Origin of the sequence: Rhizobium sp. BK650, from assembly GCF_014195325.1 — a bacterium.
In the GTDB taxonomy this organism is placed as follows: Bacteria; Pseudomonadota; Alphaproteobacteria; order Rhizobiales; family Rhizobiaceae; genus Rhizobium.
The window spans coordinates 208814-230463 of record NZ_JACIBK010000007.1; the positions used below are offsets into that span (position 1 = coordinate 208814).

A 21650-nucleotide genomic window follows, 5' to 3' on the forward strand; every position below is an offset into this window, starting at 1 on the left:
ATTAACAGATATGTAGATATAGATATAATCAACCTGGGAGCCTTGGAGTCGCGGGTTGAGGAACATCGAGCATACGCATGATCATATCCAGACGGAGATAGAGCCCCTTCGGGGAGACTTGCCGAAATCCGATCCGATGGCGCCTGACGCAGCCCTCGAGTGCGAGGCGCCGCGGGGGCGAAACTGGGCAACACTGCTGATCCTGCTGTCGATCCTCTTTGTCCAGCTGCTTGTTATTGGCTTGGTTATCCGGGCGATTTTCTGGTAATCCACAGGCCTGAAATCAACCGCTTTGCTATCCGTTCCGCATCTGTAAAAAGAGCAGATGATGAAAGCGGAGTTTGGCATGGCAGATCAGGTCGATCCGGTACCGCGTGCCTTTCTGGGGGTCGAAAGATCCGTTCTCGACAATCGCTGGGTTTCACGCCTCGATCAGGCGGGGCAGAACCGCGCGCTTGCCATGTCGCAGATGCACGGCCTGCCGGATTTGATCGCCCGAGTCCTTGCCGGACGCGGCGTGACAGTGGATGAGGCCGTTGAATTTCTCGATCCGACGATCCGCAGCCTCATGCCCGATCCTCACAAGCTGACCGACTGCGAAAAAGCCGCCAGACGCCTTGCGGAAGCGATCCGTAATGGCGAGCCTGTCGCGATCTTTGGTGACTATGACGTCGATGGTGCTGCTTCCTCAGCGCTGATGTACCGATTCCTCACCCATTTCGGCGTCAAGGCGCGTATTTACATCCCCGACCGCATCTTCGAAGGTTATGGGCCTAATCCGACTGCTATCAATCAGCTGATCGACGACGGCGCGGGCCTGATCGTGACTGTCGACTGCGGCTCCACCAGTCACGAGGCGCTGGCGGCCGCCGCGGACCGTGGCATCGATGTCGTTGTTATCGATCACCATCAGGTGACGCACGAGCTGCCGCGCTGCCATTCCCTTGTCAATCCAAACCGCGAAGACGATCTTTCCGGGCTAGGGCATCTTTGTGCTGCGGGTGTCGTCTTCATGGTGCTTGTGGCAACGTTGCGCCTGCTGCGCGAGGCCGGAGACAAACGCATCCTCGCGATCGATCTCCTTCAGTGGCTGGATATCGTGGCACTCGCCACTGTCTGCGATGTCGTCCCGCTTAAGGGCCTCAACCGTGCCTATGTGGTCAAGGGCCTGGTCGCCGCACGTCACCAGAGCAATGCCGGTCTTGCGGCGCTGTTCCGCAAGGCGGGGCTGGCAGGGCCGGTGACACCCTATCATTTCGGCTTCCTGATCGGCCCGCGCATCAATGCCGGTGGGCGTATCGGGGATGCGGCACTCGGAAGCCGCCTGCTCACGCTAGATGACGCAGTGCAGGCCGAAGACATCGCCCAGCGTCTGGACGAACTCAACCGTGAGCGGCAGGTCATGGAAGCCATCATGCTGCAGGAAGCTGAGGCCGAAGCCCTAGCGGAATATGGAGACGGCGAGGGAGCTTCCGTCATCGTCACCGCGCACGAGAAATGGCATCCCGGCATTGTCGGCCTGATTGCCGCGCGCCTGAAGGAGAAGTTCAAACGTCCGGCCTTCGCCATCGCGTTCGATCCGTCAGGCAGGGGCACAGGTTCAGGCCGCTCGATCAATGGCTTCGACATGGGCAGGATGGTGCGTGCCGCGGTCGATGAAGGGTTGCTCGTCAAGGGCGGCGGCCATGCCATGGCGGCCGGCCTGACCGTTGAGCGCAGCAAACTTGGCTTGCTGCGGGCCTTCTTCACCGAGAAGGCGCAGAAGACGGTGGCGGCCCTCGTCGCCAACGAGACGCTGAAGATTGATGGCGCGATCGCCGCAAGCGGTGCAACGATCGAGCTCATCGATCGTCTGGAAACAGCGGGTCCCTATGGTTCGGGGCACCCGCAGCCCGTCTTTGCCGTGCCAGCGCATCGCGTGCGTGATTCTCGTCTCGTCGGTGAGCGGCATGTTAAGGTGACGCTTGAAGCCATGGATGGCTCACGCCTCGACGGTATCGCCTTCAGGGCTGCCGAAACCCCGCTTGGCAACTTGCTTCTCAATTCCCGCGGCGCCACCCTGCATGTCGCAGGCTCGCTCGGAGCCGAGCATTATCAGGGCTCGCGCCGCATCCAATTGCGCATTAATGATGGTGTCCCGGCCAAGTGATTTGGCGAGGAATTCTCGGGCGGAAGAGGTTAAGCGGGCCGCGACCGGGAAGGGGTATTTTTCTGCGAAGGCCTGTAGGCCCACTACTTCTGCCCATCGGCTCGCATGGCATGAACAATCAGTGCGGCAACGGCAACTCTTTGAAAAGACAGAAAGATATTGAAGGAGAGTGGCACGCCCTAGGGGAGTCGAACCCCTCTTTACAGAATGAAAATCTGTCGTCCTAACCGATAGACGAAGGGCGCGTGCTGTGGTGGCGCCCTTATAGTCAGCACCTTTGTGCGCCGCAAGCGGCAAACTGAGAAATTTTTGTAGGATTATGCAGTTTTTTTCCGAGGTTGTGGAAAAGCGGAAGAGGACCGCCTTGTTGCCCTTACACAGTGTCGTCAGCGGCTGACCTTGGTACGCCCTAGGGGAGTCGAACCCCTCTTTACAGAATGAGAATCTGTCGTCCTAACCGATAGACGAAGGGCGCAGGCTTTAGCTCAGATAGGAACGGGAAGCGCGTTCCGCAAGCTGCCGATAAACGTCTGATTGGATGAGAAGGAGTGGCACGCCCTAGGGGAGTCGAACCCCTCTTTACAGAATGAAAATCTGTCGTCCTAACCGATAGACGAAGGGCGCGTGCTGTGGTGGCGCCCTTATAGTCAGGCACTTCCGATCCCGCAAGCGGCAAATTCGAAATTTTTCAAAAAAATGACAGTCCGTTCCCACTTGTGGAAAATAAAGATTATTGCAGCCGAATCAAAGGGCTGAAACGACCGCTGAAAGTCGGAGATCGACCGTTTCCCTTGCGTGATGCTGTTCCAGGGTTGAGGGTTATATGGCCCTTGCTGAAGCAATCGGCGCGCTCTTGCGGCCACAGCTCCAGTTCCAGTCGCGAGCATTGCCGGTGTCCAAATGGACCGAATCCGTATGGCAATAGGTGCCGACACCGCCACGGTTCGGCAATGATCGAATATATTCGGCGATATCCCATTTGCTGATGCCGTCGATCTGGATATCTGCTGCTTCGCAGCTTTTGTGCATCGATTCCTCGGCGCCGCCGACTTCCCGATTATGTTGCGGATCGCGATAGCCCGATGTCACGACGACCGGCTTGCCGAAATGAGTCTCGACAGTTTTGATGACTCGCATGAGGTCGGGCTTGAAGCAGCCGACCTGGACGCTGTCATTTTGCACATGCAGGCCGTTCGGCGCGACGCGCGTCATGCCGGGCAGGGATGCCTTTTGCAGGAGTCCGGAAAGGCTACTTAGCAGATTCTGCTTCGGCGCGCTGTAGAGCGCATTCATCGTCGATCCCGGAATGCTTTCGCCAGTAAGCGAAGCGGTCTCTGCGGGCGCAACCTTCGTGCTGGTATTCTGCGACGATTGCTGCGGCAGCATTTGGCCTTGCTGCGCCTCTGGCGGCGCGCTGAACACGCTTGACCTCGGGCCAGCGTTTTGCGGTGCGTAAGCATTTACGCCCTGCGGCTGGACGATCGTGGAGGTCGAGTTATTTTGCAGCGGCGCCTGATGATCGGAAAAGATGCTCATCGCCTGCGCATTGATTCGCGTCGACTGCATGACAAGCCCGCCGATATTGGCCGGCTGTTGCGGTTGCATAGCCGGATCGACGGGTGCGGCAACAGGAGCCGCATTCGGATTCTGTGCTGCGACCTGTGGAGCGACACCGGAGACATTCGTCAGCATCGGATCGCGATAGGGCTGTTTCGACGCGGTGGAGGATGTGGCGGGCATTGCTGCTGCCAGGCGCGGCGCTGGCTGTCCTGCTGCTGAAGGCGTGGCTACGGCGGCCGAATCAATTGTCTTCTTGTCGGAAACGCAGCCGGAAAGCGCAAGAGCAGTGCTGGCAATCAGCAAGGCGCCGAGAGCCTGCCGACTTGAAGAGGCAATCCGCTTGTTGTTTCTGGTCAACCGAGAAATCTCCGGTGAATGCGGAAGGCGCAACAAAGCGCGCTTCCGTTACGATGGAGCCGGAGAATGCCTCGTGAAGCTTGCCTGCAGCTTGGCTTACCAGGTGCCGGTATTGCCCATGGAAAGCCAGGGTTCAGCCGGGGCCAGTTTTTCGCCTTTCTGCAGAATCTCGATCGAGATGCCATCGGGCGAGCGGACGAAGGCCATATTGCCGTCGCGTGGTGGACGGTTAATCGTAATACCGTTGTCCATCAACTTCTGACAGATCGCGTAGATATCATCCACCTCATAGGCGAGGTGACCGAAATTGCGTCCTCCAGTATAATCTTCCGTGTCCCAGTTGTAGGTGAGTTCGAGGCAGGGAGTCTTTTCGCTACGGGCACGGTCGATATCGTCCCGAGCGGCCAGGAAAACGAGCGTGTAGCGGCCCTTTTCGTTATCATGGCGGCGGATTTCCTCGAGACCGAACAGGGTGGAGTAAAAATGGAGGGAGGCGTCGAGATCTTTGACGCGCACCATGGTGTGGAGATAACGCATTTTGTTTCCTCTCTCTTTTCAGGCTAGCCCGTCTGGGTAACAGACGCCAGTTTCGGGCAAGTCATCGCTATAAAATGTACAGTTGGGAATAACCGAAAACTAGGACTTGCGCTTATCCGTTACCAAGATGTTAATCTTGATTTCAAGAATCAGTTAACCGTAACAGTGTGACGCGTATTGAGGGGCTGGCGACATGGCTGACAGGATTTCACCGAATGGCTTCACCGACCTTGAAGAGTTGTCGGCGGAACCGGTCGACCTCGTTGAGATCACCGGCGTGGTGAAATGGTTCGACGTGGCCAAGGGATTTGGCTTCATCGTTCCTGACAACGGCATGCAGGATGTCTTGCTGCATGTGACCTGCCTGCGTCGCGATGGCTACCAGACCATCCTCGAAGGTACCCGCATCGTCGCTCTCATTCAGCGTCGCGAGCGAGGCTACCAGGCCTTCAAGATCCTCTCCATGGATCAGTCGACCGCAGTTCATCCTTCGCAGCTGCCACCGGTTCGCACCCATGTGCAGGTCACGGCAACGAGCGGCCTCGAGCGCGCCTTGGTGAAGTGGTTCAATCGGACGAAGGGCTTCGGCTTCCTGACGCGCGGCGAGGGAACGGAAGACATTTTCGTGCACATGGAGACGCTCCGCCGTTTCGGCCTGACCGAGTTGCGCCCCGGACAAGTGGTGCTGGTGCGTTTCGGCGACGGCGAAAAGGGCCTAATGGCTGCTGAGATTCATCCGGATGTTCCTAGCCCAGTCGGCCGGTCTCACTGATGCGCTGCCTATTCTCGGTTGATATGATGAGAAGCGCCGTCATGGCGCTTTTTTTCATAGTCGCCCTGCCTGCATTTGCGCAGCAGGACATACATTTCGATAGAGAGCCGCTAATCATACAGACAGCTGCGGGCAAGAGATTACACTTTACCGTGGAGATCGCTGCCACCGATGATCAGCGCGCATACGGCCTGATGTATCGTAAGGCAATGGCAGAAGACGCTGGCATGATCTTCGACTTCGGCGTATCGCGGCGCGTCACCATGTGGATGGAAAATACCGTCCTGCCGCTCGATATGCTCTTTGCCGACGATCGCGGCGTCATCACCCATATCAAGGAAGACGCTACGCCCTATTCCCGCGACATCATCGATTCGATGGGTGGAGTCCGGTATGTGGTCGAGGTGAACGCCGGCACTGCCCGCAAGCTCAATATCCGCCCCGGCGATCGCATCATTAGCGCTACGACAACGAAAAAGACGAAGTAAGCCTGTGAAAACTGCCTGCCAAGGTGGATTTATGGGGTTGCTAGGGCAGGGGGAAGCGTGTATTTCCGCTGCCATCAAAGGCTCGGAGTGTAGCGCAGTCTGGTAGCGCATCTGGTTTGGGACCAGAGGGTCGGGAGTTCGAATCTCTCCACTCCGACCATTATCTTCCCGGTATATTTCGCAGATTGAAAATGGCATCAGGGCTTGACGTTGCCTGTGCCCACAGGGATGATCGTCTGCTCAGGAAGCTCATTTCCGAAAGACAGCCATTCACGTCGCAAACACGCCTGCAGAGGCGTGGCGTGATCAGCCGTGGGCAAGCAGGCCGAGATATTGAGCATAACTGATCGCCGCGTAGAAAAACGCAGTGATGCTTGCTCCGATCATGATGGCATGGAATTCTGCAGAAGATCTCATGGCTCGCACCCGTGTCACAACGGTTGGTCGACACCCTAGTCGCCTATGCCGGTCATAACAATTAGAAGGCAATCACAACATGCAACAATCCGAAACATTTCGCATTGTGTGGAAGGATTGCCCGCTCTATCCACACCCGGCTGCGAAAGGGCTGCGCCTCACGCGCTCTGCAGACAATAACGCGCAATGCGGCATTCGGTTTCCCTTATCCGCCGACGCTGCCTGTGTGGTGCTTTTTTCTTGAAAAAGCGGGGATTCGCGGATAAGCAAAATTCACTTTCTGCTGCCATCTTTGGTGTGGAAGTGAGCCTTATCCAAGGCTGAATATATGACAGGCGGGCGCTGCCCGTATATCGGAGGCACTGCAGCAATGTCTGCTAAGATCTATCGTCCGGCCAAGACCGCAATGCAGTCCGGCAAGGCAAAGACCCATCTCTGGGTGCTGGAATTCGATCAGGAGCAGCCGCGCAAGATCGACCCGATCATGGGCTACACGTCCTCGGGCGACACGCGCCAGCAGGTGAAGCTGACTTTCGAAACGCAGGAGCTCGCCGAAGCCTATGCCAAGCGCAACGGCATCGAATACCGCGTGATCCCGCCGAAGGATCCCGCACGCCAGGTCGTCGCTTATCCGGATAATTTCCGTTATACCCGTACCCAGCCCTGGACACACTGATCCGTCCGCGGTTCGAGATAGAAATGCTGATGTCGCGGTCTCGCGATATGCAGACGGCCCCTTAGCTCAACTGGATAGAGCAGCTGCCTTCTAAGCAGCAGGTCGCAGGTTCGAGTCCTGCAGGGGTCGCCATTCTTACTGTGTCCGACCCGGAGACATAGGTAACAGTTTGTCCCTAAGACATGGGTGACAAGCTCGTGCCGAACGCGCCCAAGGTCGTGCCCTGAGGCGCGCTGAAGTTCACTTCCAACTCGTCAGAGACTGAAGCGCAAGGTCGAGCTTTCGAAGCAGATCGCGAACTGGCTTGCAATCGGGATAGGAGGAGGCGATCAGCCCCTTCGCTTCCTCCAAACGTTTGATGTGAAGGTTGCGGCCGGCAATACCATACTCATTATCGGGCACAATATTGCGCTCGTGATAGTAGAGTTCAAAAAATACATCGTTCGGCAGAGCGTCGTGATCATATTCAAGCTGGACCCAATTATCCAGTTCTGAACGAACGGAGGCGAGCCTGTTGATGATTCCGGCTCGCTGCCGGGTCGCACTGATAACATCCTTCAACAATTGGCCGACACGCTGATGCGTGGCGACAGCCATTTTTGCATTCGGCCGCCGGCCAGAGGCCATCACCATCCGGTACGCCACGGCATTATTGCCTGTCGTCCGGGGGCCGCGCATCTTTTTCGCTTTCTGAGCTTTTTCTTTTGCGTCCAGTACCTCTCCAGGTGACCGAAACAATTCGCCATCGGTCGTGGTCACCCGTTTGCAATTTTCCGGCACAACAGGGGCAGGCATGCATGACAGCGCCAAAAGAACTGGTCCAAGTGGCAAACCTTTCTGCCCATCCGAAACCAGATAAAGCTCACTCCCGCCTTCCGGATAGTACATGCCAGCCCAGAGCGGCTTGGCAATTTCCCGGCGATTGCCGACAGACCATGCATCGCGCTCCTGCTGCCGATCTTTTACCGCTGCCGCGTAGGGTTCATCGACGAAGAGGTAGCGCTTTTCGATGGGGTCGTACCAGCTGCTGCCATGATCTCTTCCAGGGAGGTCGCGTCCAAAGTCAGCCCTGATGGGCGTGGTTTTCGAGGATGGCCTAAGTCCGGTACAAGCCATGAATTGCAACGTACGCGCCGCTCTACACGCGAGCGCAATAGCTGAATTCGCGCCCTCTGTACTCATATGGCAGCTGATCAGGTCGGACGCCCAGCGCGTGAAGTACCTCAGCCCAGCAGCATACTTGTATTGGGGAGCCGCGATTATCTCGTCGAGGGGCTTCGGCAGCGCAACCTCAATGATCTCGTTGCCGCGTGACCTTGTCTTCGGATTTCGCCAATGGACGCTAATAAACGTCGAGAAAATGGGCGGCGGCAGAACAATCGTGGAGGCTTGTAGCGTCCGCCGAGCGTTGGTGTGGCTTGAGAAACCGGCTCGAACCGACGCGCGATCAAGACCCACTGAATGGGCAACGTCGTCTCGCTTGGAAATCGTTTTCGCGAGGCGCTTGATGCCCTCGATTGTGGTAGGCCTGATGTCGTTGATGGACATGTTCTTTTCTCCCGGACTCCTTTTGAAGCGTCACCCGTCGACCACTTCTCGAGCTCGATCAGAAAAACATGAAAGGGTTGAGCTTCTCACAAAGGCAGTGCTGTCAACAGCTTCGCAATTGACGGGCGGCGCGCTCCGAGACCAATTTCGGTAGAGTCGTGGCTGCGGCCGCTGGAGCAACGTTCTTATCATGACTGACGCACAAAGAGCGCAAATGGCTCTCGACGCCTGCGTCCATAGGCCCGTCGACTCTCACGTCAAGAGTCGATCCGTTTGAGGCAATCAAATTCGAAGAATTAGCTGGATACGGAGGCTTTGACTCCGAACGTATGCGTCGGGGTACGTCGTATTCAAGAGTTTGAGTTTTCCTGAACTGAGCCGCCGGCCTCTGCTCGCGGCGAATGACGATGTTGGTAACGGAATAAAGGGCTGGCCACGCGTCGTTATAGTTGCAGGCGCGGCCAACCCTACGTCTCTGATCTTGCTGACTTAGCTTGCGGGCGTCAGCGTCATGGACGTGCCGGTCGCGGCAACGTTGACGCCGAGCTGGCCTGTAACGCTGATGACCTGCAGGTGGATCGATCCGGAGGTGCCGCCAAAGAGCACATTAGTGCCGATGCCGCCGACCAGCGTGGCTTCGGCAGTTGCGCCCTGGTAGAGGCCGGCCAGTGAGCCGCGATGATAGCCGGCTGTCGGTGCAAAGACCGCCCAGAGCAGGCGACCGCGTGTGGTGAAGCCGAGATCAACCCCGAACTTACGCAGAGCTCCGCTGTAGTGCTCAGGCGCTTCGCTATTGCTTGTCGGCTGGAATACGCAATCGATCTGCTTGGAGGAACCGAGCACATACCCGACGCCGCCGCCGATGTCGCAAGCGAGGTAGCCGATTTTGACGCCCCCGCTCACATCAGGCTCGACAGCGGGACTCCTCCGCACCAGATCCGCGGCACTGGCGCTCATGACAAATGCCTGAAGCAACGAGGCTGCTGCGATTGTCGTCGCAATCATCTTTTTCATTTCCGTCTCCTTTGAATATCGCATGAAGGATATAGCGTCGGCTTTGTCATAACCAAGGCGGGAAAGTCTTTGTGCTCGTTTTGGTTCCGAATGTTGCCGGTGCCACGCTGCCGCAGCCATTTCCTATGGAACCCCGTCGGCCTCTGTCGGTTGTTCGAAAATCCACTTTCAAACAACGGAGATGATCATGAGCAAGACGAATGCAGACGATATCCGCAAGAAAGCCGAGCGCCAGGTAGAAAATACCAGTGCCGGAGGACATCTCGGCGGGACCTATTTCGGTCAGCAACCCGACGGGAAAACTGCCTCATCCAGCAGTACGGAAGCTCGGAAATCCCGTCCGAATGACGGTAACAATTGATTTGGGAAAAGACGACGATCTTGCGGTCGGCCAAGAGCAACGGCCGCCCTCACCTGAGGGGGATGTCTCGTTTTGGAACCAGTTTGCGAGGAATGTTAGAAAATTCTAACTATCTTGTTCTTTCAGGCGGATTCCGGAAACATTCACAACTTCACCGCGTTTAATTCGCGCGGGCATGCCGATGGCTTGCCCGCGCGATCGAAGGTACGCGCGTTCCTCGGTTTATCGCCGGACACATTTCCGGCATCGCAAAACGGAGGAAGTCATGAAGTGCATATATCAAAGGCGGTCGCTTCCGTTCCTCACCTCGGCTTGCATCGCCCTTTCAATGCCGGTGGCTAGTACGCAAGCGCTTGATCTCGACGTTTCAGCCAATCTTGGAGGCATAAGTGCGGATGTCGGCGCGTCGACGAGATCAAGCGGTGTCAACGCCGGCGTTGATGCTTCTGTCGGTGGTGCCAGCAGCGTAAACGCGAATGCGAACGCTGCTGAAGGTGGCAGCGGCATCACTGCTGACGCGGACGCCAATATTGGCGGCAGCAGCGGCGTCAATACCAACGTCAATGCCCGAGCTCTCGGTCGTTCGGGCGCAGGCGCAAACGTCGATGCCCGTATTGGCGGCAGTGGCAATGCCACTGGTCCCACATTGTTCGGAGCAAACGGCTTGAACCTCTCACTTGGTCTTGGTGGCGCCAGCGGCGGTGGCACCGGTACCGGTGCTGATGGTACTGAAACAGGAGGCAGAAGCGCTCCATCGGCCGTGGTGGAGCGTTTCAAGGAAATGTCCGTCAATGATCGGCAGAAGATGTTGGTCCGTTGCCGGGATATTTCCCTTTCCAGTGGCTATGATTCTGGTCTTGCAGGCTTGTGCGCGCTGCTTCGCTCCACTGCTTCCCGCTAGAATTCATAAAAACCCGCCGGTGATCAGTTCATTGCTCCGGCGGGTTCTAAACGTGAGGTCCGCCTTGATCAGTGCAGGATCTGGCTGAGGAACAGCTTGGTGCGCTCGTGCTGGGGATTGTCGAAGAATTCGGCCGGGGAATTCTGCTCGACTATCTGGCCCTGGTCCATGAAGATCACGCGGTTCGCAACCTGGCGCGCAAAGCCCATTTCGTGGGTGACGCAGAGCATGGTCATGCCTTCTTCGGCAAGGCCTACCATCGTGTCCAGCACTTCCTTGATCATTTCTGGATCCAGCGCTGAGGTCGGCTCATCGAATAGCATGATCTTCGGGTTCATGCAGAGCGAGCGAGCAATCGCCACGCGCTGCTGCTGGCCGCCCGAAAGCTGGCCCGGATACTTGTTCGCCTGCTCAGGGATTTTGACTCGCCTCAGGAAGTGCATGGCGATTTCTTCCGCCTGCTTCTTCGGCATTTTTCGCACCCAGATGGGCGCGAGCGTGCAGTTTTCCAAGATCGTCAAATGCGGGAAGAGGTTGAAGTGCTGGAACACCATGCCAACTTCGCGACGCACTTCATCGATTTTCTTCAAGTCGTTGGTGAGTTCCGTGCCATCAACGATGATCTGACCCTTCTGGTGTTCTTCCAGGCGGTTGATGCAGCGGATCATCGTCGACTTGCCGGAACCCGACGGACCGGCAATGACGATGCGCTCGCCCCGCATGACCTTGAGGTTTATATCGCGAAGAACGTGGAAGTCACCGTACCACTTGTTCATGTTGATGATCTCGACGGCCACGTCGGTCGCCGACACGGTCATTTTTTTCGTTTGGGCTTCTGCCATTGCTTGTTCCTCTTTTTATCGTTTGTGGCCGGTGTCGAGATGACGTTCCATAAATGCTGAATAGCGTGACATGCCGAAGCAGAAAAGCCAGAAGGTGAAGCCGGCGAAAATCAGCCCTGTCAGCGGTGTTACGGCCGTTGCCCAGTTCGCATCGGTAAAGAAGAAACGAACGATGCCAAGCAGGTCATACATGCTGATGATCGATACCAGCGACGTATCCTTGAACATGCCGATACAGGTGTTGACGATCCCGGGGATCACCAGCTTGATGGCTTGCGGCAGGATGATCAGCCGCATCTTCTGCCAGTAGCCAAGTCCAAGCGAATCCGCGCCTTCGAACTGGCCTTTTGGAATCGCCTGCAGGCCGCCGCGAATGACCTCAGCCATGTAGGCGGAAGCAAAGAGCGACACTCCGACGATTGCGCGCAGCAGCTTGTCCACCGTCCAGCCCGCCGGCAGGAACAGCGGCAGCATCACGCTTGCCATGAAGAGCACCGTGATCAGCGGCACTCCACGCACGACCTCAATGAAAATAGTGCTCACCATGCGAATAACAGGCATGTGTGAGCGCCTGCCAAGCGCCAGGATAATACCCAGCGGAAAGGAGACCGCGATGCCAACGAAGGAGAGCACCAGCGTCACCATCAGTCCGCCCCAGCGGGGAGTCTCGACGATTTCGAGGCCAAATCCACCATAAAGAAGAACGAAGGAAACGATCGGCAGCACTATGAAGAGCAGGATAGCATTGAGGCCCTTTCGGGGGGCCGAAGGGATCAACATCGGTACCAGCAGGAGTGTGAAGAGAATACCGACGAGGGTAGGCCGCCAACGCTGGTCGAGCGTGTACCCCCCATAGATGATCTGGTCAAATTTTGCGCCGATAAAGGCCCAGCAAGCACCGCTCCACCCATCCGGCTGAATGCCGCCCTGAACTGTCGTTGCACAGAAGGTGCGGTCCGGCCCAGTCCAGACCGCCTGTACGAACAACCAGTTGATGGCATGCGGCAAGGCCCAGGCGAGAAAGGTCACTGCCAGAAGCGTGAGGACGATATCTTTGGGTGTCGCAAGAAGATTGCGGCGTATCCAGGCTCCGGCACCTTTTTCTCCTGAAGGCGGCGGCTCCTGCGCCAGCATGGCGGTTCTGACGAAACTGTTGCTCATCTTATCTCTCCACCAGTGCCATCTTGGCGTTGAACCAGTTCATCAGCAGTGATGTCACGATGCTGATGCTGAGATAGATGACCATCCAGATCAGGATCACCTCGACCGACTGACCGGTCTGGTTCAGTGTGGTGCTGCCGACGGCAACGAGATCGGCAAAGCCGATGGCAATCGCCAGCGACGAGTTCTTGGTGAGGTTCAGATACTGGCTGCTCAGCGGCGGAATGATGATGCGGAAGGCCTGTGGAATGACCACCAGCCGGGTGATTGCAGAGGGATGCAGGCCGAGTGCGGCTGCTGCCTCCGTCTGTCCCTTAGGTACGCCGCGAATGCCCGAGCGCACGATCTCGGCAATGAAGGCAGCCGTATAGAAGGAAAGGGCGAGGAAAAGCGACATGAATTCCGGGCCGACCACGGAACCGCCCGTCAAATTGAACTTGCCGGCGATCGGGAAATCGAAGGAAAGCGGTGCGCCCGCGATAAGGAAGGCTAGGAGCGGCAGGCCGACGATGAGGCCGATCGAGACCCAGATCGTGTGGAAGGGCTGGCCCGTCGCCGCCTGCCGGCGATGCGCCCACCGTGCCGTGACGATAGTTGCGATGATCGCGATCACGAAGGCAACGCCGACCAGCCAGAAACCGTCGCCGAAGATCGGCTTGGGGAAGGCGAGGCCGCGATTGTTCAGATATGATCCGAGCGGCAGATGCAGCGAGTCACGAGCATTGGGCAGAATCGCCAGAACGCCCGAGTACCAGAAGAAGATCACCAGCAGCGGCGGAATGTTGCGGAAGACTTCCACATAGACCGTGCAGAGTTTTGCAATCAGCCAGTTCCGCGACAGGCGGCCGATACCGATGATGAAACCAATAATCGTCGCGGTAATGATACCGGTAACGGCGATGAGGATAGTGTTCAGAAGGCCGACGAGCAGCGCACGGCCATAGGTCGAATCGCTTGAATATGGGATCAGCGACTGGCCGACTTCGAAGCCGGCGCGGCCGTTCAGAAAGCCGAAGCCCGATGCGATGTTAGCGCGCGCCAGGTTGACTGCCGTATTGTGAGCAATCGACCAAATCAATGCGACCAACAAAATAATGGTAAGAGCTTGGAAGAAGATGCCCCGAATTGTCGGGTCATAGAGGGCAGACTGGAAGCTCCAGCCGCTCCTGGTCAAAGAGGATGAATCCGCAACCTGATGCGTCATGCCTGGCCAATTCCCCACGTTATGCGCCCCTTTTCGGAGCTTTTTTATAGGAGGATGAGGAAAGGCGGTTTCCCGCCTTTCCGGCTTTTCATGCCTGGTGCCGATTAGCGAACCGGCGGAGCATACTGGATGCCACCCTTGTTCCAGAGGGCGTTGAGGCCGCGTGCGATCTTCAGCGGGCTGCCCTGACCGATGTTCTTTTCGAAGACTTCGCCATAGTTGCCGACGTTCTTGACGACGTTGTAGGCCCAGTCATTAGTCAGGCCGAGGTCGGTACCGATCTTCGTGTCGGCTTCGACGCCGAGGAAGCGCTTGATATCCGGGTTCGGCGAGTTCTTCATTTCGTCGACATTGGCCTGGGTGATGCCGAATTCTTCGGCGTTGACCATCGCGTAGCCAACCCAGCTGACGATATCGAACCATTGGTCGTCACCCTGGCGAACGGCTGGGGCGAGAGGTTCCTTGGAGATGATTTCCGGCAGGATCATGTGCTCGTCGGGGTTCTTCAGCGTCAGACGCAGCGAGTAGAGGCCCGACTGGTCGGTCGTGTAGACGTCGCAACGGCCCGAGTCATAGGCGGCGTTGACTTCGTCGAGCTTCTCGAAGACCACCGGATTGTACTGCAGGTTATTGGCTTTGAAGTAGTCGGCGAGGTTGAGCTCGGTCGTGGTGCCCGACTGAACGCAGACGGATGCGCCGGAAAGTTCGAGCGCCGACTTCACGTTCAGACTCTTGCGAACCATGAAGCCCTGGCCGTCATAATAGTTGACGAAGCGGAAGTTGAGGCCGAGAGCCGTATCGCGGTTGATCGTCCAGGTCGTGTTACGCGCCAGAACGTCGACTTCGCCGGACTGCAGGGCCGGGAACCGGTTGGCGGCGCTGAGGGGCGTGAACTTCACCTTGTTGGCGTCGCCGAAGACCGCAGCGGAAACCGCGCGGCAGAAATCGACGTCGAAGCCCGACCAGTTGCCGGACGCGTCAGGGGCAGCAAAACCGGCAAGGCCCGTATTGACGCCGCACTGGATGAAACCTTTTGCTTTTACGTCTGCGAGAGTCGTGGCCGAAGCGGCCGAAGCGCCAAGAGCGAAAACTGCTGCGCCGACTGCTGCGGACAGGAGCTTGTACTTCATTTTTCCCAACCTTTTCCGTTGTCTTATCTTTATGTTTTCGGGGGTGGCCGCTAGAAACTGCCCATTTACCTCCCCGTTTCCCCGCAACCCTCCCGGCGCGAGTGGGTCTATCTCAGTCGCAAATGTCACTATGGTCAAGTGTCGCGGATGATAATTGCGGCAAATTTCAGCATTTTGGTAGATTGCGCTGTCCGCATGGGCATTTGGCTAGAAATTGAGCGCCAGGGTGAGGAAAAATAGCGCGGAAACTCCGAAGTAAAGGCCGCTGATTTCAGGGAGTGGGGTCTCAGGTCCAGGTGTAGGGGTTGACCCTGATGGCAACGGGGTCCAAATGTTCGGCCTTTGCATACCCTCGCCAGAAGGCCATTTCCGATATGAAAGATCTAGACAGTCTCCTGCCGGGCGCCGGTGTTAACACCCGGCTTTCCCACATTGGTTACGATCCCACCGATTATCATGGTTTCGTCAACCCGCCGGTGGTGCGCGCTTCGACCGTGCTCTTTCCCGATGCCAGGTCCATGGAGACGCGCGACAAGAAATACACCTATGGCACGCGCGGTACGCCGACGACCGATGCCCTTGCCGAAGCGATCAACGCGCTCGAAGGCTCGGCCGGCACAGTGCTGGTGCCCTCCGGCCTTGCCGCCGTTACTGTCGCAATCCTAGCCTATGTTGCGGGCGGCGATCATGTTCTGGTCGTCGATTCGGTCTATGGTCCGACGCGACATTTCTGCGACACGATGCTGAAGCGCATGGGTGTCGAGGTCGACTATTTCGATCCGGCGATCGGCGCTTCAATCGAAACCCTGATCAAGCCGAATACCACGGTCGTGCTGACCGAGGCTCCCGGCTCCAACACATTCGAAATGCAGGATATCCCGGCCATTGCGGCCGTGGCACATAAGCACAGTGCCGTCGTGCTGATGGACAATACCTGGGCGACACCGCTTTATTTCCGCCCACTGGATTTCGGCGTCGACGTTTCCATTCATGCTTCGACCAAATATCCGTCGGGCCATTCCGACATTCTTATGGGGACCATCTCTGCCAATGCCGAACACTGGCCTCGGCTGATCGATACGCACGGCACGCTCGGCTTGTGCGGCGCGCCTGATGATTCCTACCAAATCCTGCGTGGCCTTCGCACCATGGGAATCCGCCTGGAGCGCCACTACGAAAGCGCGCTCGCGATTGCCACGTGGCTGGAAAATCGCGAGGAGGTTGCGCGCGTCCTGCATCCGGCACTGCCGAGCTTCCCGTCGCACCATATCTGGAAGCGCGACTTCAAGGGCGCCAGCGGCATCTTCTCTTTCGTGCTCAAGGCCGGTGATCCGCAGAAGGCCAAGCCGAAGGCGCATGCCTTCCTCGATGCGCTCTCCTATTTCGGGCTCGGCTATTCCTGGGGCGGCTATGAAAGCTTGGCCTTGCTGGTCAATCTCTCCGACCGTAAGATCGCCAAGGCGCCGGCCGAAGGCCCGGTCATTCGCCTGCAGATCGGCCTCGAAGATGTCGCTGACCTCAAGGCCGATATCGAGCGCGGTTTTGCCGCCGCTAACGCTGTCTGATCAACCACCATCTGATCAGTCGCGATCTGGTCAGCCAATAGGGCGATAGCCGTAGATCCAGTCGAGATCCGCCGCAAGGCTTTGCGGCGGTTTCAGCGACAACACGATGTCACGACCGAGACGGATTGGCCCGCGCGCATGGTAGGCAAAGCGATTGAAGGCGCCACGCTGACGCAGCTTGGCGATGCGCGGTGTGCGATGCCGTTCGAAGAGAGAAATGGCCTCGGCAACCGGGCGGGTGGCAAGGAAAGCCGCAAGCTCGAAGGCGTCTTCGATCGCCATCGCCGCACCCTGCGCCGCAAAGGGCATCATGGCATGCGCCGCATCGCCGATCAGTACCGTTTTGTCGCCGTCCTGCCATCTGCCCGGTATCGCCTCGAAGAGCGGCCAGAAAGTGATGTCGTTCCGGCCTCTCAGTAGCCCGGAAATCGAAGGATGCCAGTGCCGGAAGCGGGACTGCAGAAGCTCCTGTTGCACCGGTGTCGGCTGGCCTTGCCAGGCTTGCGCCGCAATATTGCCGGCGGTGATCGCCACCATGTTGAAGCCGCCAGTTTCCTTCAGCGGATAACAGACCATATGCGCCGAGGACCCGAGCAGCGCCGAAACGCTCGTCCTGTCGAGAAAGCCCGGCGCTTCGGCCTTCGGGATTGTGAAGCGGAAGGCGACATTTCCGGAAAAATGCGGGGCATGAGCGCCTGCTATTGCCTGCCGTAATTTCGACCAGACGCCGTCAGCGCCGATAATGACCTCGGCCGGGCGCCGGCATTGCGCCAGGTTCGATTCGAAATGTGTTCCGAGATGGAGTGCGCAAAGCGGATTGTCAGTGACTGCATCCAGAAGAGTCTTCTGAAGCGTTTTGCGGTGCAGGACACCGTAGGGTGCTCCCCAGCGATTCCGGGCAAAATTTCCGGCGGGTACCGCCGCGAGCTCGCGCAGCGAACTGCCGGAAATCAGCCGAATGGATTGCGGTTCGAGCCAAACACTTGTGAGCCGGTCGAGCAAACCAAGTTCGGCAAGCACATGCGATGCGTTAGGGGAGATCTGCAATCCGGCGCCGACTTCGGCAAGCACAGGCGCCTGTTCGAAAATATCGGAGCTGATGCCACGTCTTGCAAGCGCCAGAGCGGCTGTCAGGCCCGCAATTCCCGCGCCGATGATGGCGGCATGTTCGACCGGCATGGGATGTCCGATCTAAAGAGGAGACTTTACGCTGCCTTGACGTGGAAGACGCAGCCGGGCGGGTTGGTCTGGTTCGACTTCAGCGAGGCATTGTACCGATAGAGGGTCGAGCAGTAGGAGCAGACTTTCTCGTTATCGTCGCCCATGTCGATGAAGATATGCGGATGGTCGAAGGGAACGGATGCGCCAGTGCACATGAATTCCTTGACGCCGACTTCGATAACGCTGTGACCGCCGTCGTTCTGGAAGTGGGGAATGCTGTGGCCGGCCATGTCTGTCTCCGAATGCTTTGAAATTCTGCGCGGACCTTATAGGCCTTCGAAGCAAAAGTGTAGTGCCAAAGCATGGCTCGTTTACGAGTTTTTGGCTTCACGCTGAAAGGCCGCTCGATTATGGTCCCCGCAACAAAGGACGGCCCGATGAACCTGAATACGCCTGCATTTTCAAGCTTCACCCATGATGGACTGAAACTCGCCTTTTTCGACGAGGGCGACCCCTCCGGCCCGCCGGTGCTGCTGATCCATGGCTTTGCTTCCTCGGCCAACGTCAACTGGGTTCATCCGGGCTGGCTGAAGACGCTCGGTGACGCCGGTTATCGTGTGATCGCTATCGACAACAGGGGGCATGGCGCAAGCGACAAGCCGCGTGACGCCGAGGCCTACAGGCCATGGTTCATGGCAGGCGATGCGATCGCGCTGCTCGATCATCTTGGCATCCCAGAAGCCAATCTGATGGGTTACTCCATGGGAGCGCGCATCTCCGTCTTTGCAGCACTTGCCCATCCCCACCGCGTCCGCTCGCTCGTGCTCGGCGGCCTCGGCATCGGCATGACCGATGGGGTAGGGGACTGGGATCCGATTGCCGATGCACTTCTTGCGCCTTCACTCGCCGACGTCACCCATCAGCGCGGCCAGATGTTTCGCGCTTTTGCCGATCAGACCAAGAGCGATCGTGAGGCTCTTGCCGCGTGTATCAAAGGGTCGCGCGATCTGGTTGCCCGCGCCGACATGGGCAAGATCGACGTGCCCACCTTGATCGGCGTCGGAACGAAGGACGACATTGCCGGTTCTCCTCAGGAGCTTGCAGCGCTGATGCCTGATGCCGAAGCGCTGGATATTCCAGGCCGCGATCACATGCTTGCCGTCGGTGATCGGGTGTTCAAGAAGGCGGTGCTGGAGTTCTATGCCAAGGTCGCTGCGGGATGAGGTCGCCGCCAGGTGACATAAGGTGATCTCGGGAAAAATGCGCTGAACTAACGTTCTCGGGGCACCCATTTATGTTATCGGCGTTTTCCTCTATATAATCGCATTTCAACGGAAAATGAGGAGACCGGTAATGGTCGCGAAGACGGATATCCGCACGCTGGACGCAGCCCATCCGCTGAAGGTGATGGACCCCATTTGGGATAGTCTGCGCGAAGAAGCGCGCCTGGCTGCGGAAGGCGATCCGGTGCTGGCAGCCTTCCTCTATTCGACCGTGATCAATCATCGCTCGCTGGAAGAATGCGTCATACACCGTATCTGCGAACGTCTCGACCATCCCGACATGCAGGCTAACCTGCTGCGCCAGACTTTCGAGGAAATGCTCGAGGACTGGCCGGAATGGGGCTCGATCCTGCGCGTGGATATCCAGGCAGTTTATGACCGCGACCCCGCCTGCCTGCGCTTCATGGAAGCCGTTCTCTATTTCAAGGGCTTCCACGCCCTCCAGACGCATCGGCTGGCGCATTGGCTGCTGAACCGTGGCCGCCGGGATTTTGCGCTCTACCTGCAGAGCCGTTCCTCCAGCGTCTTCCAGACGGACATCAACCCCGCTGCCCGCATCGGCAAGGGCATCTTCCTCGACCATGCGACCGGCCTCGTCGTCGGCGAAACGGCTGTCATCGGCGACAATGTGTCCATCCTGCATGGCGTCACGCTCGGCGGCACCGGCAAGGAAGGCGCTGACCGTCACCCGAAGATTGGCACAGGCGTGCTGATAGGCGCCGGCGCCAAGATCCTCGGCAATATCGAGATCGGCTTCTGTTCGCGCGTTGCCGCCGGTTCCGTTGTGCTGAAGCCGGTGCCGCCGAAGACTACCGTGGCAGGTGTGCCGGCCAAGGTCGTCGGCGCGGCAGGTTGTTCCGAGCCGGCACGCATTATGGATCAGGTTATCGGCGCCGATATCTGAACTTCTCTTGGAAAATGCGAAAAACTGCCTAAATCCTGGCGGAGGCAGTCGTTGCTAACACGATCTCGCGACCTTTACAGCGCCGCTTTACCTGTGCAAGAAGCGGCCACCGAGATCGCTACGGAGATGAGAGAGTGAAGCCTGAAGAAATCAAGAAGCTCGACGCCTATTTCAAACGCACGCTGAACCCGCAGATGGTGGTGAAGGCGCGCCCGCGCAAGAACGATTCCGCGGAAGTCTATCTCGGCGAAGAATTTCTCGGCGTCATCTATATCGATGATGAAGATGGCGACCGGTCCTACAATTTCTCGATGGCCATCCTTGACGTCGATCTCTGATCGCTCATAACCCCTACTGGAAAAGCCGGGCATCGCGAGCCGATGTCCGGCTTTTCGGCGTTATAGCATGCTAATACACCCGGGCATCAAAATTTCATCTAACCCTGTGGTTGCATGCCCCTGATATATTTTAGCAAAATCAATAAAAGACGAACGTGCCCGAAAAGCCGGTCATTTAAGCGGATATGTAGTGCAACTTTTGGATGTTTTGCAACGCACAAGACTACTTGACTCTTTGTGCGTTGCAGCTACCCTCTGCCCATAATAGCCAACTGGAGGATGGTGTGGTCATGTTCAATTTCGAAGACGCAAACCGGAAGAGCAAGGAAGCGGTGGATACCATGCTCAAGAACTATTCCGATACAGCCAAGGGTTTCCAGGCGATTGCCTCCGAGGCGGCCGAATATTCCAAGAAGTCTTTCCAGGATGCGGTTAGCCATTTCGAGACTCTGTCAGGCGTAAAGAGTTTCGAGGCCGCCTTCGAGTTGCAGAGCAGCTATGCGAAGTCCTCCTACGAGGCTTTCGTTGCTGAGGCGACGAAGCTCGGCGAAATGTATGCAGACCTCGCCAAAAATGCTTATAAGCCCTACGAAACACCGATGACCGCTGCTGCCGTTAAGGTTTCGAAAGCCGCTCCGGTGACCCCCGCAGCCGCGTAAATCTTGCGGCGCGCAGTGCGCCGTCTATTGAAAATCAAAGACCGGCACCGCATCTGCGGCCGGTCTTTTTTGTTTCTCGAAGCACGCCCTGGTTTTTACGCAGACTTTTTTGGCCTTTGCGTCAAGTCCTGCGGAATTGTGATTGCAGTCGAAAACAAGGGGCTTAAAATCGCTCTATTATGAACTACCTTAGTGTTTCAGATATTCGACGGGATAGCACCCCTCCCACGCTGCCTGCCGGATTGATTGAGGAATGAATGACAATGATCGCCAGACCGATCCGGATGCAGAATGACAGCGAAAGGAACGGGGACAACGGAAATCGCGGAACCTCGGTCATCACGCGCACCAAGCCGAAGACCAAGAAGCCCAATCTCTATCGTGTACTGCTTTTGAATGACGACTACACCCCAATGGAATTCGTCATCCATATTCTGGAGCGTTTTTTTCAGAAGGATCGGGAAAGTGCCACCCGCATCATGCTGCATGTCCATAACCATGGCGTCGGCGAATGCGGAATATTCACATACGAGGTAGCGGAAACCAAGGTGAGCCAGGTGATGGATTTTGCCAGGCAGCACCAGCATCCGCTGCAATGCGTCATGGAAAAGAAGTGAGGAACT

23 protein-coding genes and 5 tRNA genes are annotated in these 21650 nt (G+C 57.4%); 15 read left to right on the forward strand and 13 right to left on the reverse strand.

What is annotated here, in order from left to right:
• The first annotated feature begins 55 nt into the window (after window positions 1-55).
• Complete coding sequence (locus FHX15_RS18580) at window positions 56-268, forward strand: hypothetical protein (RefSeq protein ID WP_184399678.1); 213 nt, start codon at window positions 56-58, stop codon at window positions 266-268.
• A gap of 78 nt (window positions 269-346) precedes the next feature.
• Window positions 347-2149, forward strand: a complete 1803-nt coding sequence (gene recJ / locus FHX15_RS18585; protein ID WP_184399679.1) for a single-stranded-DNA-specific exonuclease RecJ — start codon at window positions 347-349, stop codon at window positions 2147-2149.
• Window positions 2150-2319: 170 nt separating this feature from the next.
• Here recJ and FHX15_RS18590 read toward each other — a convergent pair.
• The 5 genes from FHX15_RS18590 to gloA form a co-directional block, all read right to left on the reverse strand.
• Window positions 2320-2394, reverse strand: a tRNA-Glu gene (locus FHX15_RS18590).
• Window positions 2395-2549: 155 nt separating this feature from the next.
• A tRNA-Glu gene (locus FHX15_RS18595) sits at window positions 2550-2624 on the reverse strand.
• 74 nt (window positions 2625-2698) lie between these two features.
• A tRNA-Glu gene (locus tag FHX15_RS18600) sits at window positions 2699-2773 on the reverse strand.
• A 195-nt stretch (window positions 2774-2968) separates the two neighbouring features.
• The gene (locus FHX15_RS18605) at window positions 2969-4066 is read right to left on the reverse strand and encodes a YcbK family protein (RefSeq protein WP_184399681.1); all 1098 of its coding nucleotides are present in this window, start codon (window positions 4064-4066) and stop codon (window positions 2969-2971) included.
• A gap of 96 nt (window positions 4067-4162) precedes the next feature.
• Complete coding sequence (gloA, locus tag FHX15_RS18610) at window positions 4163-4603, reverse strand: lactoylglutathione lyase (RefSeq protein ID WP_184399683.1); 441 nt, start codon at window positions 4601-4603, stop codon at window positions 4163-4165.
• Between the two features lie 193 nt (window positions 4604-4796).
• On the opposite strand from gloA, the gene FHX15_RS18615 reads away from it, so the two are divergent.
• The 5 genes from FHX15_RS18615 to FHX15_RS18635 all read left to right on the forward strand — a co-directional run bounded on the left by FHX15_RS18615 (window position 4797) and on the right by FHX15_RS18635 (window position 7088).
• A complete protein-coding gene (locus FHX15_RS18615) occupies window positions 4797-5375 on the forward strand; it encodes a cold-shock protein (RefSeq protein WP_184399684.1) in 579 nt (192 codons plus the stop codon).
• Window positions 5375-5863 (forward strand): DUF192 domain-containing protein, encoded by a 489-nt coding sequence (locus FHX15_RS18620; RefSeq protein ID WP_184399686.1) that lies wholly within the window; start codon window positions 5375-5377, stop codon window positions 5861-5863. Before FHX15_RS18615 ends, FHX15_RS18620 begins: the two co-directional genes overlap by 1 nt.
• Window positions 5864-5946: 83 nt before the next feature.
• Window positions 5947-6023, forward strand: a tRNA-Pro gene (locus FHX15_RS18625).
• A gap of 627 nt (window positions 6024-6650) precedes the next feature.
• Window positions 6651-6956 carry an ETC complex I subunit gene (locus FHX15_RS18630; RefSeq protein ID WP_184399688.1) on the forward strand — a complete coding sequence of 102 codons (306 nt, stop codon included), beginning with the start codon at window positions 6651-6653 and terminating at the stop codon, window positions 6954-6956.
• Between the two features lie 55 nt (window positions 6957-7011).
• Window positions 7012-7088, forward strand: a tRNA-Arg gene (locus FHX15_RS18635).
• A gap of 108 nt (window positions 7089-7196) precedes the next feature.
• Here FHX15_RS18635 and FHX15_RS18640 read toward each other — a convergent pair.
• Together FHX15_RS18640 and FHX15_RS18645 are read right to left on the reverse strand one after the other, a co-directional pair.
• Complete coding sequence (locus FHX15_RS18640) at window positions 7197-8504, reverse strand: DUF5623 domain-containing protein (RefSeq protein WP_184399690.1); 1308 nt, start codon at window positions 8502-8504, stop codon at window positions 7197-7199.
• A gap of 489 nt (window positions 8505-8993) precedes the next feature.
• Window positions 8994-9518, reverse strand: coding sequence for a DUF992 domain-containing protein (locus FHX15_RS18645; protein ID WP_184399692.1), 525 nt, complete (start codon window positions 9516-9518; stop codon window positions 8994-8996).
• A gap of 187 nt (window positions 9519-9705) precedes the next feature.
• Here FHX15_RS18645 and FHX15_RS18650 point away from each other — a divergent pair, with 187 nt between their 5' ends.
• Window positions 9706-9879 (forward strand): hypothetical protein, encoded by a 174-nt coding sequence (locus FHX15_RS18650; protein ID WP_184399693.1) that lies wholly within the window; start codon window positions 9706-9708, stop codon window positions 9877-9879.
• 265 nt (window positions 9880-10144) lie between these two features.
• Window positions 10145-10780, forward strand: a complete 636-nt coding sequence (locus tag FHX15_RS18655; protein ID WP_184399695.1) for a hypothetical protein — start codon at window positions 10145-10147, stop codon at window positions 10778-10780.
• 68 nt (window positions 10781-10848) lie between these two features.
• Here FHX15_RS18655 and FHX15_RS18660 read toward each other — a convergent pair whose 3' ends face one another.
• The 4 genes from FHX15_RS18660 to FHX15_RS18675 form a co-directional block, all read right to left on the reverse strand.
• Window positions 10849-11622, reverse strand: a complete 774-nt coding sequence (locus FHX15_RS18660; protein WP_184399697.1) for an amino acid ABC transporter ATP-binding protein — start codon at window positions 11620-11622, stop codon at window positions 10849-10851.
• A gap of 15 nt (window positions 11623-11637) precedes the next feature.
• Complete coding sequence (locus FHX15_RS18665; RefSeq protein ID WP_184399699.1) at window positions 11638-12783, reverse strand: amino acid ABC transporter permease; 1146 nt, start codon at window positions 12781-12783, stop codon at window positions 11638-11640.
• Window position 12784: 1 nt separating this feature from the next.
• Entirely contained in the window at window positions 12785-13987 is a 1203-nt protein-coding gene (locus FHX15_RS18670; RefSeq protein WP_184399701.1) for an amino acid ABC transporter permease, read from the reverse strand.
• A 104-nt stretch (window positions 13988-14091) separates the two neighbouring features.
• Window positions 14092-15117: an amino acid ABC transporter substrate-binding protein gene (locus FHX15_RS18675; protein ID WP_184399703.1), complete on the reverse strand. Its 1026-nt coding sequence runs from the start codon at window positions 15115-15117 to the stop codon at window positions 14092-14094.
• Window positions 15118-15491: 374 nt separating this feature from the next.
• Here FHX15_RS18675 and FHX15_RS18680 point away from each other — a divergent pair, with 374 nt between their 5' ends.
• Window positions 15492-16682, forward strand: a complete 1191-nt coding sequence (locus tag FHX15_RS18680) for a cystathionine beta-lyase (protein WP_184399705.1) — start codon at window positions 15492-15494, stop codon at window positions 16680-16682.
• A 30-nt stretch (window positions 16683-16712) separates the two neighbouring features.
• On the opposite strand, the gene FHX15_RS18685 is transcribed toward FHX15_RS18680, so the two are convergent.
• Both FHX15_RS18685 and FHX15_RS18690 read right to left on the reverse strand, forming a co-directional pair.
• A complete protein-coding gene (locus tag FHX15_RS18685) occupies window positions 16713-17861 on the reverse strand; it encodes an FAD-dependent monooxygenase (RefSeq protein ID WP_184399706.1) in 1149 nt (382 codons plus the stop codon).
• Between the two features lie 26 nt (window positions 17862-17887).
• Complete coding sequence (locus FHX15_RS18690; RefSeq protein WP_184399708.1) at window positions 17888-18133, reverse strand: zinc-finger domain-containing protein; 246 nt, start codon at window positions 18131-18133, stop codon at window positions 17888-17890.
• Window positions 18134-18280: 147 nt separating this feature from the next.
• Here FHX15_RS18690 and FHX15_RS18695 point away from each other — a divergent pair, with 147 nt between their 5' ends.
• The 5 genes from FHX15_RS18695 to clpS all read left to right on the forward strand — a co-directional run bounded on the left by FHX15_RS18695 (window position 18281) and on the right by clpS (window position 21644).
• Window positions 18281-19066, forward strand: a complete 786-nt coding sequence (locus FHX15_RS18695; RefSeq protein ID WP_184399710.1) for an alpha/beta fold hydrolase — start codon at window positions 18281-18283, stop codon at window positions 19064-19066.
• Window positions 19067-19196: 130 nt separating this feature from the next.
• Window positions 19197-20030 (forward strand): serine O-acetyltransferase, encoded by an 834-nt coding sequence (cysE, locus tag FHX15_RS18700; RefSeq protein WP_184399712.1) that lies wholly within the window; start codon window positions 19197-19199, stop codon window positions 20028-20030.
• A gap of 134 nt (window positions 20031-20164) precedes the next feature.
• A complete protein-coding gene (locus FHX15_RS18705) occupies window positions 20165-20368 on the forward strand; it encodes a DUF3126 family protein (protein ID WP_132651386.1) in 204 nt (67 codons plus the stop codon).
• Between the two features lie 290 nt (window positions 20369-20658).
• The gene (locus FHX15_RS18710) at window positions 20659-21027 is read left to right on the forward strand and encodes a phasin family protein (RefSeq protein ID WP_184399714.1); all 369 of its coding nucleotides are present in this window, start codon (window positions 20659-20661) and stop codon (window positions 21025-21027) included.
• Window positions 21028-21290: 263 nt separating this feature from the next.
• Entirely contained in the window at window positions 21291-21644 is a 354-nt protein-coding gene (clpS, locus tag FHX15_RS18715; protein ID WP_112568291.1) for an ATP-dependent Clp protease adapter ClpS, read from the forward strand.
• Window positions 21645-21650 lie beyond the last annotated feature (6 nt).

Coding starts and splice junctions, on each gene's coding strand:
- recJ (WP_184399679.1), top strand. CDS start 347: ATGGCAGATCAGGTCGATCCGGTACCGCGTGCCTTTCTGGGGGTCGAA.
- gloA (WP_184399683.1), bottom strand. CDS start 4,603: ATGCGTTATCTCCACACCATGGTGCGCGTCAAAGATCTCGACGCCTCC.
- FHX15_RS18615 (WP_184399684.1), top strand. CDS start 4,797: ATGGCTGACAGGATTTCACCGAATGGCTTCACCGACCTTGAAGAGTTG.
- FHX15_RS18620 (WP_184399686.1), top strand. CDS start 5,375: ATGCGCTGCCTATTCTCGGTTGATATGATGAGAAGCGCCGTCATGGCG.
- FHX15_RS18630 (WP_184399688.1), top strand. CDS start 6,651: ATGTCTGCTAAGATCTATCGTCCGGCCAAGACCGCAATGCAGTCCGGC.
- FHX15_RS18640 (WP_184399690.1), bottom strand. CDS start 8,504: ATGTCCATCAACGACATCAGGCCTACCACAATCGAGGGCATCAAGCGC.
- FHX15_RS18645 (WP_184399692.1), bottom strand. CDS start 9,518: ATGAAAAAGATGATTGCGACGACAATCGCAGCAGCCTCGTTGCTTCAG.
- FHX15_RS18650 (WP_184399693.1), top strand. CDS start 9,706: ATGAGCAAGACGAATGCAGACGATATCCGCAAGAAAGCCGAGCGCCAG.
- FHX15_RS18655 (WP_184399695.1), top strand. CDS start 10,145: ATGAAGTGCATATATCAAAGGCGGTCGCTTCCGTTCCTCACCTCGGCT.
- FHX15_RS18660 (WP_184399697.1), bottom strand. CDS start 11,622: ATGGCAGAAGCCCAAACGAAAAAAATGACCGTGTCGGCGACCGACGTG.
- FHX15_RS18665 (WP_184399699.1), bottom strand. CDS start 12,783: ATGAGCAACAGTTTCGTCAGAACCGCCATGCTGGCGCAGGAGCCGCCG.
- FHX15_RS18670 (WP_184399701.1), bottom strand. CDS start 13,987: ATGACGCATCAGGTTGCGGATTCATCCTCTTTGACCAGGAGCGGCTGG.
- FHX15_RS18675 (WP_184399703.1), bottom strand. CDS start 15,117: ATGAAGTACAAGCTCCTGTCCGCAGCAGTCGGCGCAGCAGTTTTCGCT.
- FHX15_RS18680 (WP_184399705.1), top strand. CDS start 15,492: ATGAAAGATCTAGACAGTCTCCTGCCGGGCGCCGGTGTTAACACCCGG.
- FHX15_RS18685 (WP_184399706.1), bottom strand. CDS start 17,861: ATGCCGGTCGAACATGCCGCCATCATCGGCGCGGGAATTGCGGGCCTG.
- FHX15_RS18690 (WP_184399708.1), bottom strand. CDS start 18,133: ATGGCCGGCCACAGCATTCCCCACTTCCAGAACGACGGCGGTCACAGC.
- FHX15_RS18695 (WP_184399710.1), top strand. CDS start 18,281: ATGAACCTGAATACGCCTGCATTTTCAAGCTTCACCCATGATGGACTG.
- cysE (WP_184399712.1), top strand. CDS start 19,197: ATGGTCGCGAAGACGGATATCCGCACGCTGGACGCAGCCCATCCGCTG.
- FHX15_RS18710 (WP_184399714.1), top strand. CDS start 20,659: ATGTTCAATTTCGAAGACGCAAACCGGAAGAGCAAGGAAGCGGTGGAT.
- clpS (WP_112568291.1), top strand. CDS start 21,291: ATGATCGCCAGACCGATCCGGATGCAGAATGACAGCGAAAGGAACGGG.